The sequence below is a fragment of the Brevundimonas vancanneytii genome (assembly GCF_901421975.1).
In the GTDB taxonomy this organism is placed as follows: Bacteria; Pseudomonadota; Alphaproteobacteria; order Caulobacterales; family Caulobacteraceae; genus Brevundimonas; species Brevundimonas diminuta.
Genome location: NZ_LR588407.1, coordinates 571,763 through 584,487 on the forward strand (window position 1 = coordinate 571,763; position 12,725 = coordinate 584,487).

Consider the following 12,725-nt stretch of genomic DNA (forward strand, 5'->3'; position numbering starts at 1 on the left):
TGTCCGGCTCGACTCTGCGGCTCGTTCTGGTGATGATCGGCGTGATGATGCTGTGGCAGACCGTCGGCCTGGAACTGGCCCTGTTCGCCGCCGGTGACGTGCTGGCCTATCTCGAAGTTCTGACGGCGGTCAGCCTGATGACCGCCCAGGCGCGGCTGGCGCCGGTCAGGACGGCGATGGCGCGGCGCGTGACGGCGCTCATGCAGCCGTTGCGTCGCTTGAAACTCAGAAGTCGGGCGCGCCGTATCCGGCCGAAGACGCCGCCGTCTTCCAGCGACGCCGACGGACCGGCGGGCGTCTGGGCCTTCGCCTGAGGCTTTAGCTCTCCGCCTTCTCGGCGATGGCCATCAGGTCGTCGTGCAGCGACTTGCCCTTGTCGTCGATGATGTCGGCGATGCGCCACATCGGGCCTTCTTTCACCAGCTTCAGCGTCTGGCGGCGCTCGCGGCCGTGGTTGGTGAAGACGATCTCGGCGGTCGCGGCCTGGGGGCCGTCGGGCGTCATCGTCACCGTCTTCAGGGCGAAGCCGTCGGCGTCCTGGCAGGCGCAGACGGGATCGTAGTTCAGATAGGGGACTTCGTCGCGGGACTGAGCCTCGCGGAAGTCGACGCCGATCAGGGCGTTCAGGGTGCGTGAATAGAGGGGGTCGCGGCCAGGGGTGATCGCCGCCTCGGCCGGGTCGGGCGCATCACGAGGTTCCGCCGCGCGGGCGTAGAGGGCGCGCACGAAGGCCTCGGCGTCTTTTTCGCCTGCCGCATAGACGGCGGCGCGGCCGGTCAGGGCCGACGCGGCGGCCTCAGCCGGAGCGGGCGCCTCCTTTTCCGCCGAGCAGGCCGCCGCCGTCAGGGCCAGCACCGCCGCCGTCGCCAAGGCCTGAAGTCGCATCCGATCCGTCTCCCGTCTGTTCGCCTGGACTATGGCGCAGGGGGCGTGCGGTCTGCTAGAGCTTTCCCATCATGACCGTTCGCGTGATCCGTCCGATTTCGATTAGCCGCCCGGCGTAGCGCTGCAGGGCTGACAGCCCCGCGCACGTCGGGATTTCTCGAAACATTTCGCCGAGACGACGCCGCCTTGAGACATCAGGGCATGGGCCGTCCGGCGCCTTCACGCTAGACTGACGCTCGACGCCGTTTCCAAACGGCCGCGCGCGCAAAGACGAAAAGACATTCCATGGCCGACGCCGACACCCAGACCCCTTCCGGCCGCGACTATCGCGACACCGTCTTCCTGCCCGAGACGCCGTTCCCGATGCGCGGCGGCCTGCCCAAGAAGGAGCCGGAAATCCTGGCCCAGTGGGGCGACCTGTACGGAACCCTGCGCGCCCTGCGTCAGTCGCAGAAGGCGCCGCTCTATGTGCTGCACGACGGCCCGCCCTACGCCAACGGCGACATCCACATCGGCCACGCCCTGAACAAGACGCTGAAGGACTTCGTGGTCCGCTCGCGCTTCCTGCTGGGCTATGACGTCGACTACGTCCCGGCTGGGACTGCCACGGCCTGCCGATCGAATGGAAGATCGAGGAGCAGTTCCGCGCCAAGGGCCGCCGCAAGGACGAGGTGTCGAAGGAAGAGTTCCGCACCGCCTGCCGCGAATATGCCGGCAAATACATCGACCTGCAGCGCGACCAGTTCCTGCGTCTGGGCATCACCGGCGACTTCGCCAACCGCTACGCCACCATGGACTTCACGTCCGAGGCGGCCATTGTCGCCGAGTTCCACAAGTTCAAGAATTCGGGCCAGCTGTATCGCGGCTCCAAGCCGGTGATGTGGTCGCCGGTCGAGCGCACGGCCCTGGCCGACGCCGAGGTCGAGTATCACGACCACGTCTCGCCCACGATCTGGGTCAAGTTCCCGGTGGTCGGCGCGACCGACAGCCACCCGGACGACCTGCTGACCTTCCGTGCGGCGACGCCCTCGATCGTGATCTGGACGACCACGCCGTGGACCATCCCGGCCAACCGGGCGATCAGCTACGGCCCCGAGATCAACTACGGCCTGTATGAGGTCACGGCCCTTGAGGAAGGGCTGGACTATGAGCCCTGGGCCAAGCCGGGCGACCGCTTCATCCTCGCTGACAAGCTGGCGGAAGAGGTGTTCAAGGCCGCGAAGATCGCCGCCTGGACGCGCGTCTACGACATCGACCCGTCGGGCCTGGAGTGCGCCCATCCGCTGGCCGCGCTGGACAGCGGCTACGGCTTCTCGGTCCCGCTGCTGGCGGGCGATCACGTCACCGACGACGCGGGCACGGGTTTCGTCCACACGGCGCCGGGCCACGGCGCGGACGACTTCGCCGTCTGGCTGGCCCACGGTCATCGCGAGGTGCCGGACACGGTCGATCCCGACGGCGCCTATTATGAGCACGTGCCCCTGTTCGCGGGCCTGAAGGTGCTGGAGACCGAGGGAAAGAAGACCGGCAAGTTCGGCCCCGCCAACGGCGCGGTGATGGAGAAGCTGATCGAGGCGGGCAACCTGCTGGCGCGCGGCCGGATGGAGCACTCCTATCCGCACAGCTGGCGCTCCAAGGCGCCGATCATCTTCCGCAACACGCCCCAGTGGTTCATCCGCATGGATGAAGAGCTGGAAGACGGCGCGACCCTGCGCGACCGCGCCCTGAACGCCATCGACGCCACCGCCTTCCACCCGGCGCAGGGCAAGAACCGCATCCGTTCGATGGTCGAGGGTCGCCCCGACTGGCTGATCAGCCGTCAGCGCGCCTGGGGCACGCCCCTGGCCATGTTCGTGGACAAGCAGACGGGCCAGCCCCTGCACGACCCCGAGGTCGACGCCCGCATCGTCAAGGCCGTGGCCGAGGGCGGCGCCGATGTCTGGTTCTCGGCGCCCGACGCCGACTTCCTGGGCGCGCACGACCCGGAGCGGTTCGAGAAGGTCACCGACATCCTCGACGTCTGGTTCGACTCCGGCTCGACCCACGCCTTCACGCTGGACCCGCGCACGGCCGAGAGCGGCTACACGGGCGACCGCTCGTCGCACTGGCCTGCCGACCTCTATCTGGAAGGTTCGGACCAACATCGCGGCTGGTTCCAGTCGTCGCTGCTGGAGGGCTGCGGCACGCGCGGCCGGGCGCCGTTCAAGGCCGTCCTGACCCACGGCTTCACCCTGGACGAGAACGGGGAGAAGATGTCGAAGTCGCGGGGCAACACCACCGACCCCCTGACCATCATCAAGGAGTCGGGCGCCGACATCCTGCGTCTGTGGGTGGCCCTGGTCGACTATTCGGACGACCAGCGCATCGGCAAGCAGATCCTGCAGACCACGGTCGACGCCTATCGCAAGCTGAGGAACACCGTCCGCTATCTGCTGGGCGCGCTGAACGGCTTCGACGAGGCCGAGCGCCTGACCGACTACGACCAGTTCCCGCCGCTGGAGAAGTTCATCCTGCACCGCCTGTGGGAGCTGGATGGCCAGGTGCGTCAGGCCTACGCCGAATACCGTTTTCAGGACGTGGTGCGGCCGGTGCTGGAGTTCTGCTCGGGCGATCTGTCGGCGCTGTATTTCGACGTGCGCAAGGACAGCCTCTATTGCGACCGTCCCGACAGCATCAAGCGCCGAGCCGTCCGCACGGTGATGGACGAGGTGTTCAGCCGCCTGACCGCCTGGCTGGCCCCGCTGACCCCCTTCACCATGGACGAGGCCTGGACCACGCGTTTCCCCGAAGCCGGCACCAACTGCGCGCGGGTGATCCCCGAGACGCCGGGTCAGTGGCGCAACACGGCCGAGGCCGAACGCTGGACCAATGTCGAGACGGTGCTGGAAGTGGTCAACGAGGCGCTGGAAGCCGCGCGTCGCGACAAGGTCATCGGCGGGGCGCTGGACGCCTGGCCGGTGGTGACGGCCCCGGCCGAACTGCTGGCGCCGTTCGAAGGGCTGGACGCCGCTGAGGTGTTCCGCACCTCGGGCGCCGAGCTCAAGGCCGGCGGCGAGGCGGTGACGGTCGAGGTGAAGACGGCGGACTATCCCAAATGCGCCCGCTCCTGGCGACGCGTGCCGGACGTCGGCTCCGACGCCGACTATCCCGACCTGTCGGCTCGCGACGCCGACGCGGTGCGGTGGCTGGACGCGCAGAAAGCCTAAAGGATCAGGCCCCTCCGTTCCGACGGAGGGGCCTTTTTCTTCCTTCTCCCACAAGGGGAGAAGGTGGCAGGCGGAGCCTGACGGATGAGGGGTGTGTGCGCCTCCGCTTGAACGGCTGCCACGGCGCACGAACCGCCAGAACGTCAAAGGCTGCGCCGACACCCCTCATCCGAGCGCTTTGGGCGCCCACCTTCTCCCACAAGGGGAGAAGGGATCAGGCGGCGTCGTGGAAGATCAGGCCCAGCGTCATCCGCTTGCCCGCGCGCACCGTGCTGACGCCGTGGCGCATCTGGACGCGATAGTCGCCGCGCGTGCCGGCGACCGGACGTTCGCGCACGGCGAAGATGACCGCCTGTCCCTGTTTCAACGGCGCGACATGGGCCTGTGACTGCGACCGGGGCTTCTGCTCGACCAGAACGAACTCGCCGCCTTCGAATTCGGCCGGATCGCTCAGCAGGATGGCCGCCTGTAGCGGGAAGACCAGTTCGCCGTACAGATCCTGATGCAGTCGATTGTAGTCGCCGGGGCCGTAGCGCAGCATCAGCGAGGTCGGCCGCGTCTGGCCCGCCGCGCGGCAGCGGGCGGTCAGTTCATCCAGTCGCGCCGGAAAGCCCGGTCGTCCCATCCGCCTCGCCCAGTCGTCGGCGATCGGCGCCAGACCTTCGTAGAGATGAGCTCGCAGTCGCGGCAGTGGATCGGGCAGGGGATCGGCGAAATACTGATACTCGCCCTGACCGAAGCCGTGGCGCTGCATGACGATGCGGCTGCGGAACCGCTCGGGCTGGTCATAGAGGGCTTGCAGGGCCTTACAGGTCGCGGGCGTCAGCAGGGGGCCGGTCATGGCCCAGCCCTGAGCGTTCAGGTCGGCGGCGATGCGGGGCCAGTCGAGGGCGGCGTCGGTCATGGGCGCATTTGCGCGGGCCGCGTGCGTCGTGTCTGGCGGTTTTCGGTCGTATCTCTCCTCCCCATGAAATGGGGAGGTGGATCGGCGGCGAGGCCGACGAGACGGAGGGGCGGCTTGTTCCGCCGTCGTAGCCCCTCCACCGCTACGCGGTCCCCCTCCCCACAAGGTGGGGAGGAAAGCAGGATCAGAACCGCACCCTCTGCTCGGCCGATTTCAGCGTCGAGCGGACGAAGTCGGCGGGCGGGTCGGTCTCAGCCAGGACGGCTTCCTTGATGGCGCGCGGCTCGCCGAACAGATGGCCCTGGCCCATGGCGACATCCAGTTCGAGGATGTCGACGACCTGTTTCTCGCTCTCGACCTTTTCGGCGATCAGTTCGAGGCCGTGGCGGCGGGTCAGGGGGGCGAAGTCCCCGGCGCGGATGTCCGGCTGGCTGGGCAGGGGGGCGGCGCCGTCCAGATCGAGCAGCTGTTCGATCAGCAGGTCGGCCGCCACCTTGATGAAGCGCACGTCCGAGCGTTGCAGGTCGGCGAAGTCCAGATCCAGCGTCTGCACCTTGTCGATGGAGAAGCGGAAGCCCAGGTCGGCCAGCTTGGCCATGTTGCGCGCCTCGATGGCGCCGCGCGCGTCGAACGTCGCCTGGCCCAGTTCGAAGATCAGGGCGTCCTTCAGGTCGCGGTTCTGGCTCAGGAAGTCGAGGAACTGCGGGAAGAAGGTCTCGTCCCCCAGCGACGCCAGCGAGATGTTGCAGAAGACCCCGACCTTGCGATCCTGCCCGGCCAGACGGCGCACGATCTGGGCGCAGCGGAACAGCAGCAGATTGTCGATGGCGGGCAGCAGGCCCTCGCCCTCGGCCACCGACAGGTATTCGGCGGGCATCATCACCCGGTTCGACGGGTCGCGCAGGCGGGTGAAGCTCTCATAGTAGACCGTCCGCCGCTGGGGCAGGGTCACGACCGGCTGAAGATACAGGTCGACGCGGTTCTCGCTGAGGGCGTCGTGGACGGTCTTCAGCAGGGTGTTCGACTGGACCTGACGGCGCCCCTCGAAGGTGTCGGCGGTCAGGGTGGAGGCGGCCAGCCGCTCCTCGATCGAGGCGCTCATCTGCTGGACAAGGCCTTCCAGCATCCGCACCTCGCCGGTCAGGGCGTCGGTGCGCGACAGGGCGCCGGTCTCGATGGCCTGCGCCAGTTCGGTCAGGGCGCCCTGGGTCGACTCCATCGCATCGGCCAGCAGGCGGTGGGCCTCGCGCACCTTGCCGATCTCCAGACGCAGGGCGCGACGGTCGGCCATGCCGGTGACGAGGGCGTGGAGGCCGGCCATGATCCCCAGCGCGCCCAGCACCCCGGCCGCGCCCGCGCCGCCGCCCAGACCGGCGCGCCAGATCGCCGCCCCGATGGTCAGGGCGAGGAACAGGTAGCCGAAGAACAGGAAGCCGCCGGTGATCTTTCGCATGGGGCCGGTCAGAACCGCCTTTCCCTATAGAATCGATCAAGTATCACGTTAACGAAGGCTAACGGCTAGGGTCCGCGCGGATAAACGGGCGGTAAAAGGAGGTTAACGCATGGAATTGTTCGATCTGAGCGGCAAGGTCGCCGTCATCACCGGCTCCTCCAAGGGCATCGGCAAGGCCATCGCCGAGCGTCTGGCCGAACACGGCGCGCGCGTCGTCATCTCCTCACGCAAGGCCGGGCCGTGCGAAGAGGTCGCCGTCGCCATCAATGAGAAGCACGGCGAAGGCCGCGCCATCGCCATTCCCGCCAACATCGCCTCCAAGGAAGACCTGCAGCGGCTGGTGGACGATACGCGCACCGCCTTCGGCCGGATCGACATTCTGGTGTGCAATGCAGCGACCAATCCCTACGCCGGGCCGATGGCGGGCATCAGCGACGAGCAGTTCGAAAAGATCCTTCAGAACAACGTCATCTCCAACCACTGGCTGATCCAGATGGTCGCGCCGGAGATGGTCGAGCGCAAGGATGGGGCGATCCTGCTGATCTCCTCCATCGGGGGCCTGCGCGGCAACGCCCTGATCGGCGCCTACAACATCTCCAAGGCGGCGGACATGCAGCTGGCGCGCAATCTGGCGGTCGAATACGGGCCGTCGAACGTGCGGGTGAATTGCATCGCGCCGGGCCTGGTTCAGACCGATTTCGCCAAATACCTGTGGGAGAACCCGGAACTGCTGAAGACCGTCACCGACCCCGCGCCGCTGAAAAGGATCGGTCAGCCTGATGAAATCGCGGGCACGGCGGTTTATCTGTGCAGCCCTGCGTCGGCCTATGTGACCGGCCAGACCCTGGTGGTGGACGGCGGACTGACGATTGCCTGGTGAAGATCAAACGCGCTCAAGCAGCCCGAAGGGCGGCGGCGCCGCTAAAATGAGCCAGGATCTGGTCTGGCGGCTGGAGGCGGCGGCGTTTCGCGGGCTGTTCGGCTTCCTGCGTCTGCTCGGCGTCGAGCGGGCCTCGGGCTTTGGCGGCAAGCTGCTGCGGACGCTGGGGCCGTTGACCGGCACGCACAAGACGGTGACGCGAAACCTGCGCATCGCCTTTCCCGACATGGACGCCGCCGAACGCGACCGTTTGGCCGTGGATCAGTGGGAGCAGACGGGCCGCACCTTCGCCGAACTGGCCGTCATGGACAGGCTGACGCCGGAAAGCGGGCGCATCGACATCGTCGGGCTGGAGCGGCTGCACGCCGTGCGTGATAGCGGCAAGCCGGTGGTGCTGATCTCGGGCCACCTGGCCAATTTCGAGGTGATGGCGGCGGTCATCATGGCGGCGGGGGTGCCGTGTCAGGTGACCTATCGCGCGGCCAACAACCCCTATGTCGACGCCCTGATCCGCCAGAGCCGCGAGCGTTACGGCATCAAGCTGTTCGCGCCCAAGGGCGACGGCACGCGCGAGCTGATGGCGGGGATGAAGCGCGGGGAATCCATCGCCCTGCTGGTCGATCAGAAATACAGCCAGGGGCCGGAGGTCGAGTTCTTCGGCCAGCCGGTCAACGCCTCGCCCGGCGCGGCGCGCATGGCGCTGAAGTTCGGCACGGTGATGCAGCCGCTGTCGGTAGTGCGCCTGCCCGGCGTGCGCTTCCGCGTGACCGCGCACGAGCCGATCGACGTGCCCGACACGGGCGACAAGGCGGCTGATGTCCTGGCTGGCGTGCAGGCGGCCAACCGCTTCGTCGAGGATCGGGTGCGCGAGCATCCGGTCGACTGGTTCTGGGTCCACAAGCGCTGGCCGCCCCAGGTCTATGAGGCGCTGCGGGCGTCGGACGCCTAATCCAGCACGCCGTCATCGGCGCGGCGGAAAGGACCGGCATAGTCCTTCGTCCCTGTGCGGCGGCGATCCGGCCCGAAATAGCTGGGCGAACGCACGAAGGGGCGGGGACGCAGGATCACTGCCTCGATCCGCGTCAGCAGGGTCTGGGCCTTGACCGGCTTGGCCACGAACTCGGTCACGCCCGCGTCGCGCGCCTCGGTCACGCGGCTCTTTTCGGAGTGCCCTGTCATCATGATGACCGGCAGATAGGGGTTTGCGCTGTCGCCTTCACTGCGGACAGCGCGGGTGAATGCGGCGCCGTCCATCGGCTTCATGCGGAAATCGACGATGGCGATGTCGATCGCTGCGCGGCGCAACAGCTCCAGCGCCACGACGCCGTCCTCAGCCTCGCTCAGGCGGCCGACGCCGACGGATTTCAGCATGGCGGCGACGATGGCGCGCATATTGGGATTGTCGTCGACCAGCAGGACGTGGACCGAACTCAGGGCGGACATCTCAGGACACCGAGAACAGGGCGACCGGAAACGATCCGGCCATGACATCGGAAAAGGGCTCAGCGCCCGGCGGCCGTCAGATACTCGCGCGGTCCGGCGTAGGCTTCCTGCTTCTCGACCGACCAGTAGCGCAGTGCGGCCAGAGGGATGGCTGCGCCGCTGACGGCGCACCGCACGAAGGCGCCGGCCGACAGGACGGCGAACTCGCCGTCGCCGTAGTGCAGGCAGGCCGCTTCGCTGGGGGCGGAAGAAGGAGGCTGGGTGCTCATGTCGTCATCATAACGCGAAGCTTGTGCGGGACGACAGGCGAATCGCCGTCATCTGAGCGTCTGACGTCACAAAATCGGATGTTCCATGTCTCGATCGCCCGCCGACATCCTGGCCGCCGCCGTTTCCGCGGCCGTTCTGGTCGCCGCGCCTGGCGCGAACGCTCAGGACGGAGCGGCCGAGCGGCCGACCATTCGCGACCTGGACCGGGCGCCGGGCATATTGTCGTCGGGGCCGCTGAACGCCATCACCGACGTGGCGGGGGTCAAGGTGGGGCAGGTGACGCTGCGCTCGGGCGACAGCGTCCGCACCGGCGTCACCGCCATCGTGCCGCACGGCGGCTCCCTGTTCCGCGACAAGGTTCCGGCCGGGCTGTCGGTCGCCAACGGCTTCGGCAAGCTGGCGGGCGCGACCCAGATCATGGAGCTGGGCGAGATCGAGACGCCCATCGTCCTGACCAACACCCTGTCCGTGGCGCGGGGGATCGACGGCGTTCTGGACTGGACGCTGAAACAGCCGGGGCATGAGGACATCCGCTCGGTCAACGCCGTGGTGGGCGAGACCAACGACGGCGGGCTGAACGACATCCGCGCGCGCGTCGTCACGGCCGCCGACGTGGTGCGGGCCATCGAGACGGCGACGCCAGGGCCGGTGGAGCAGGGCGCGGTCGGCGCCGGGACAGGAACCATCGCTTTCGGCTTCAAGGGCGGGATCGGGACGAGTTCGCGCAAACTGCCCGACAGTCTGGGCGGCTTCACCGTCGGGGTGCTGGTCCAGTCGAACTATGGCGGCGTGTTGAGCATCGACGGAGCGCCGGTCGGGGTGCGGCTGGGCCGCTACTACCTGCGCGAAGAGGTGGAGAATGAGCGCGCCGACGGCTCCATCATGATCGTGGTGGCGACGGACGCGCCCTTGTCGGACCGCAATCTGGAGCGGCTGGCGAACCGCGCCTTCGCTGGTCTGGCGCGGACGGGGGCGGCGTTCTCGAACGGGTCGGGGGACTATGCGATCGCCTTTTCGACGGCGGAGGGCGTGCGGCGGACGCCTGAGCGCCGGGCGGGGCAGGCGATGGTCGCGGACTGGCCGAACGACCGCATGTCGCCCCTGTTCGTCGCGGTCGCCGAGGCGACGGAGGAGGCCATCCTCAACTCCCTGCTGAAGGCGCAGACGACGACTTCGGTGATCGACGGCAAGACGGTGACGGTCGAGGCGCTGGACATCGAGGCGGTGAAGGCGGTGCTGGCCGAGACCGCCAGCCGTTAGGGCGCCGCCCCTCTAAACCCGCTCATCCCGGCGGACGCTCGGGATGAGCGGAATTTTCAGGGGTCAGAACAGGTCGCCTTGGCCTGCGGGCGGGGCCTTGGGGCGCGGGGCAGGCTTAGGCGTCGGGCGCGGCGTCGCGCCCTCGCCGTCGATGGTCGCGTCCTTGGCGCCGTCGTTGAAGACGATCCGCACCGCCTGCCCCGGCGACAGGGCGGCGGCCGAGGCGATCATGGCGCCCTCGGCGTCCTCGATGCGGGCGAAGCCGGGTTTGGGCGTCTTGGGGTTCAGCGTCGTCAGGGCGCGGGACAGGGCGGCGAGGCGGTCCTCGGCGCGCTCCAGCCGACGCGGCATGACGCTGTCCAGACGTAAGGTGAGCGCCTCCAGCCGCGCCTGCCGCTGATCGAGGCGGCGGTGCAGGGGCGCAGGGCTGAGGCGGCCCGCGGTCTGCAGCAGGCGACGCTCATTGCGGGCGACGCCCGCCTGAAGCGCAGAGCCCAGACGGTCGGCGGCGCCGCGCAGGCGGTCCTGTCCGCGCTCGACGCGGGCGCGCAGCAGGCCGGGCGTCAGCCGACCCGCCGCGACCGCCAGCTGGCGCTCATGCACGGCGACGTTGCGGTGCAGCCCTGAGCCCAGACGGCTGGCGGCGTGGTCCAGCCGCTGCTGCGGCAGGGCCAGCAGGTCTTCGGGCCGGGCGGGCAGGCCGCGCGCGGCGGCGCGCAGGCGGGTGCGGCGGTCTTCCAGCATCCGCGCCCCGGCGCGCGACAGCCGCCCCTCCAGATCGCTGAGCGCCCAGCGCAGGTCGGCCAGAACCGGCGTGGCGATCTCGGCCGCCCCGGTCGGGGTCGGGGCCCGGCGGTCCGACACGAAGTCGATCAGGGTGGTGTCCGTCTCGTGCCCGACGGCCGAGATGATGGGGATGCGGGCGGCCGCGACCGTGCGCGCCAGAGCCTCGTCGTTGAAGCACCACAGATCCTCGACCGAGCCGCCGCCGCGCGCGACGATCAGCAGGTCGGGGCGGGGGATCGGCCCGCCCGGCGTCATCTGGTCGAAGCCGCGGATGGCGTTGGCGACCTGACCGCTGGCGGCGTCGCCCTGGACCACCACCGGCCAGACGATCACGCGGCAGGGCCAGCGTTCGGCGATCCGGTGCAGGATGTCGCGGATGACGGCGCCGGTCGGGCTGGTGATGACGCCGATGGTCGCGGGGAAGGTCGGCAGGGCCTTCTTCTTCGCCAGGTCGAACAGACCCTCGTCCCGCAGCTTGACCTTCAACCGCTCCAGCTGGGCCAGCAGGGCGCCTGCGCCCGCCGCCTCCATGCTCTCGATCACGATCTGATAGGAGGACCGCGCCGGATAGGAGGTGATCTTGCCGGTGACGATGACCTCCAGCCCCGTCTCGGGTTGGACGCCCAGGCCGCGCGCCACGCCCTTCCAGATCACGCCGTCGATGGCGGATTTGTCGTCCTTCAGCGTCAGATAGACGTGGCCCGAGGCGTGGCGGTTCACCTTGGAGATCTCGCCGCGCAGCCGCACATGGCCGAAGCGTTCCTCCAGGGTGCGCTTGAGGGCGAAGCTCAGCTCCGAGATCGACAGCGGCGGATTGTTGTCGCGCGCGGGCTGCGGGGCCGCGCCCTCGAAGGCGTAGTCGTCGTCGGAGGTCATGGCGCGCACCCTAGCCGCCGTCGCCGCGCCCGCAAAGACATGGCGGGCAAGCGTGGCGGAACGGCCGCGTCCCCGCGCGCGTTCGCCGATCATGGTGCAGTCTTCAGACCCGTTTCCGGAAGAGCCGACGGCCGACGACCTGCCGCCCGACCAGGCGCGCGAGCGCGAACTGGCGCGCCGCAGTCATAATCCGACGCTCAGCCCGTGGCTGGTGCTGGGGCTGATTCTTCTGGCCGGCGCCGGCGTCTATGTGGTCTCGGCCCTGATCTAGAGACAGGAGGGTTCGATGATGAAGACCTTGTTCGCGGCCGCTTCGGCCGCGGCCCTGCTGGCGGCCTGTTCGCAGCCGCCGGCCAAGCCGGACAGAACGCCCGAGGCTTCGCCCGACGCCGCCTCGGCGCCGACCGTTCATGGCGAGCCCGCCGCCCCGGCGGGGGCCATGGCCCTGGGCCTGACCGTGGCCCAGTTGGAGGACGCCGACCTCATCACGCCGGCGGGCGTCGATCTGGGCGACGTTCAGCGGGTCGACGTGGACGCCTCGGGCGCCGTCACCGGCCTGATCATCGAGCCGGCAGGCGAGGGCGGGCCGCACTGGGTGCGCATTCCGCTGGACGGTCTGACGCCCCGGAAGGAGGGCGACGCCTACGACCTGGTGTCGACCATGACGCTGGCGCAGTTGAAGGCCTTGCCTGCCTGGATGCCTTGATTTCAGGAGGCGAGGGGCCGCTAACCCTTTCCGGCGCTTGACCGGGACGGCGCGTG

At 68.9% G+C, this 12,725-nt stretch carries 12 protein-coding genes and 1 pseudogene; 7 read left to right on the top strand and 6 right to left on the bottom strand.

Annotated elements, in window-relative coordinates; genetic code table 11:
- Nucleotides 1–44 precede the first annotated feature (44 nt).
- Nucleotides 45–314 (top strand): hypothetical protein, encoded by a 270-nt coding sequence (locus tag FGL25_RS02815; protein WP_252969986.1) that lies wholly within the window; start codon nucleotides 45–47, stop codon nucleotides 312–314.
- Between the two features lie 4 nt (nucleotides 315–318).
- On the opposite strand, the gene FGL25_RS02820 is transcribed toward FGL25_RS02815, so the two are convergent.
- Nucleotides 319–885, bottom strand: a complete 567-nt coding sequence (locus FGL25_RS02820) for a DUF3828 domain-containing protein (protein ID WP_138140895.1) — start codon at nucleotides 883–885, stop codon at nucleotides 319–321.
- A gap of 285 nt (nucleotides 886–1,170) precedes the next feature.
- Here FGL25_RS02820 and ileS point away from each other — a divergent pair.
- A pseudogene (ileS, locus tag FGL25_RS02825) lies at nucleotides 1,171–4,091 on the top strand (isoleucine--tRNA ligase).
- A gap of 214 nt (nucleotides 4,092–4,305) precedes the next feature.
- Here the strand turns inward: ileS and FGL25_RS02830 are convergent.
- Nucleotides 4,306–4,995, bottom strand: a complete 690-nt coding sequence (locus FGL25_RS02830) for a 2OG-Fe(II) oxygenase (RefSeq protein WP_138140896.1) — start codon at nucleotides 4,993–4,995, stop codon at nucleotides 4,306–4,308.
- A gap of 184 nt (nucleotides 4,996–5,179) precedes the next feature.
- Nucleotides 5,180–6,448 (bottom strand): flagella assembly cyclic-di-GMP phosphodiesterase TipF, encoded by a 1,269-nt coding sequence (tipF, locus tag FGL25_RS02835; protein WP_138140897.1) that lies wholly within the window; start codon nucleotides 6,446–6,448, stop codon nucleotides 5,180–5,182.
- 109 nt (nucleotides 6,449–6,557) lie between these two features.
- On the opposite strand from tipF, the gene FGL25_RS02840 reads away from it, so the two are divergent.
- Together FGL25_RS02840 and FGL25_RS02845 are read left to right on the top strand one after the other, a co-directional pair.
- The gene (locus tag FGL25_RS02840; protein ID WP_046652114.1) at nucleotides 6,558–7,328 is read left to right on the top strand and encodes an SDR family NAD(P)-dependent oxidoreductase; all 771 of its coding nucleotides are present in this window, start codon (nucleotides 6,558–6,560) and stop codon (nucleotides 7,326–7,328) included.
- A gap of 46 nt (nucleotides 7,329–7,374) precedes the next feature.
- The gene (locus tag FGL25_RS02845; protein WP_138140898.1) at nucleotides 7,375–8,277 is read left to right on the top strand and encodes a lysophospholipid acyltransferase family protein; all 903 of its coding nucleotides are present in this window, start codon (nucleotides 7,375–7,377) and stop codon (nucleotides 8,275–8,277) included.
- Here the strand turns inward: FGL25_RS02845 and FGL25_RS02850 are convergent.
- Together FGL25_RS02850 and FGL25_RS02855 are read right to left on the bottom strand one after the other, a co-directional pair.
- Complete coding sequence (locus FGL25_RS02850; protein ID WP_003165937.1) at nucleotides 8,274–8,771, bottom strand: response regulator; 498 nt, start codon at nucleotides 8,769–8,771, stop codon at nucleotides 8,274–8,276. The two genes, FGL25_RS02845 and FGL25_RS02850, sit on opposite strands and share 4 nt — an antisense overlap.
- A 59-nt stretch (nucleotides 8,772–8,830) precedes the next feature.
- On the bottom strand, nucleotides 8,831–9,040 hold the full coding sequence (locus FGL25_RS02855) for a DUF2093 domain-containing protein (protein WP_003165936.1): 210 nt from the start codon (nucleotides 9,038–9,040) through the stop codon (nucleotides 8,831–8,833).
- An 85-nt stretch (nucleotides 9,041–9,125) separates the two neighbouring features.
- Here FGL25_RS02855 and FGL25_RS02860 point away from each other — a divergent pair, with 85 nt between their 5' ends.
- Nucleotides 9,126–10,301 (top strand): P1 family peptidase, encoded by a 1,176-nt coding sequence (locus tag FGL25_RS02860; protein WP_046652110.1) that lies wholly within the window; start codon nucleotides 9,126–9,128, stop codon nucleotides 10,299–10,301.
- A gap of 63 nt (nucleotides 10,302–10,364) precedes the next feature.
- Here FGL25_RS02860 and xseA read toward each other — a convergent pair whose 3' ends face one another.
- The gene (gene xseA / locus FGL25_RS02865; RefSeq protein WP_046652770.1) at nucleotides 10,365–11,963 is read right to left on the bottom strand and encodes an exodeoxyribonuclease VII large subunit; all 1,599 of its coding nucleotides are present in this window, start codon (nucleotides 11,961–11,963) and stop codon (nucleotides 10,365–10,367) included.
- Here xseA and FGL25_RS02870 point away from each other — a divergent pair.
- Nucleotides 11,962–12,234: a hypothetical protein gene (locus tag FGL25_RS02870; RefSeq protein ID WP_233126782.1), complete on the top strand. Its 273-nt coding sequence runs from the start codon at nucleotides 11,962–11,964 to the stop codon at nucleotides 12,232–12,234. The genes xseA and FGL25_RS02870 overlap by 2 nt on opposite strands.
- A gap of 15 nt (nucleotides 12,235–12,249) precedes the next feature.
- On the top strand, nucleotides 12,250–12,669 hold the full coding sequence (locus FGL25_RS02875) for a hypothetical protein (RefSeq protein ID WP_052747959.1): 420 nt from the start codon (nucleotides 12,250–12,252) through the stop codon (nucleotides 12,667–12,669).
- The last annotated feature ends 56 nt before the right edge of the window (nucleotides 12,670–12,725 follow it).

Coding starts and splice junctions, on each gene's coding strand:
- FGL25_RS02815 (WP_252969986.1), top strand. CDS start 45: ATGATGCTGTGGCAGACCGTCGGCCTGGAACTGGCCCTGTTCGCCGCC.
- FGL25_RS02820 (WP_138140895.1), bottom strand. CDS start 885: ATGCGACTTCAGGCCTTGGCGACGGCGGCGGTGCTGGCCCTGACGGCG.
- FGL25_RS02830 (WP_138140896.1), bottom strand. CDS start 4,995: ATGACCGACGCCGCCCTCGACTGGCCCCGCATCGCCGCCGACCTGAAC.
- tipF (WP_138140897.1), bottom strand. CDS start 6,448: ATGCGAAAGATCACCGGCGGCTTCCTGTTCTTCGGCTACCTGTTCCTC.
- FGL25_RS02840 (WP_046652114.1), top strand. CDS start 6,558: ATGGAATTGTTCGATCTGAGCGGCAAGGTCGCCGTCATCACCGGCTCC.
- FGL25_RS02845 (WP_138140898.1), top strand. CDS start 7,375: ATGAGCCAGGATCTGGTCTGGCGGCTGGAGGCGGCGGCGTTTCGCGGG.
- FGL25_RS02850 (WP_003165937.1), bottom strand. CDS start 8,771: ATGTCCGCCCTGAGTTCGGTCCACGTCCTGCTGGTCGACGACAATCCC.
- FGL25_RS02855 (WP_003165936.1), bottom strand. CDS start 9,040: ATGAGCACCCAGCCTCCTTCTTCCGCCCCCAGCGAAGCGGCCTGCCTG.
- FGL25_RS02860 (WP_046652110.1), top strand. CDS start 9,126: ATGTCTCGATCGCCCGCCGACATCCTGGCCGCCGCCGTTTCCGCGGCC.
- FGL25_RS02870 (WP_233126782.1), top strand. CDS start 11,962: ATGGCGCGCACCCTAGCCGCCGTCGCCGCGCCCGCAAAGACATGGCGG.
- xseA (WP_046652770.1), bottom strand. CDS start 11,963: ATGACCTCCGACGACGACTACGCCTTCGAGGGCGCGGCCCCGCAGCCC.
- FGL25_RS02875 (WP_052747959.1), top strand. CDS start 12,250: ATGATGAAGACCTTGTTCGCGGCCGCTTCGGCCGCGGCCCTGCTGGCG.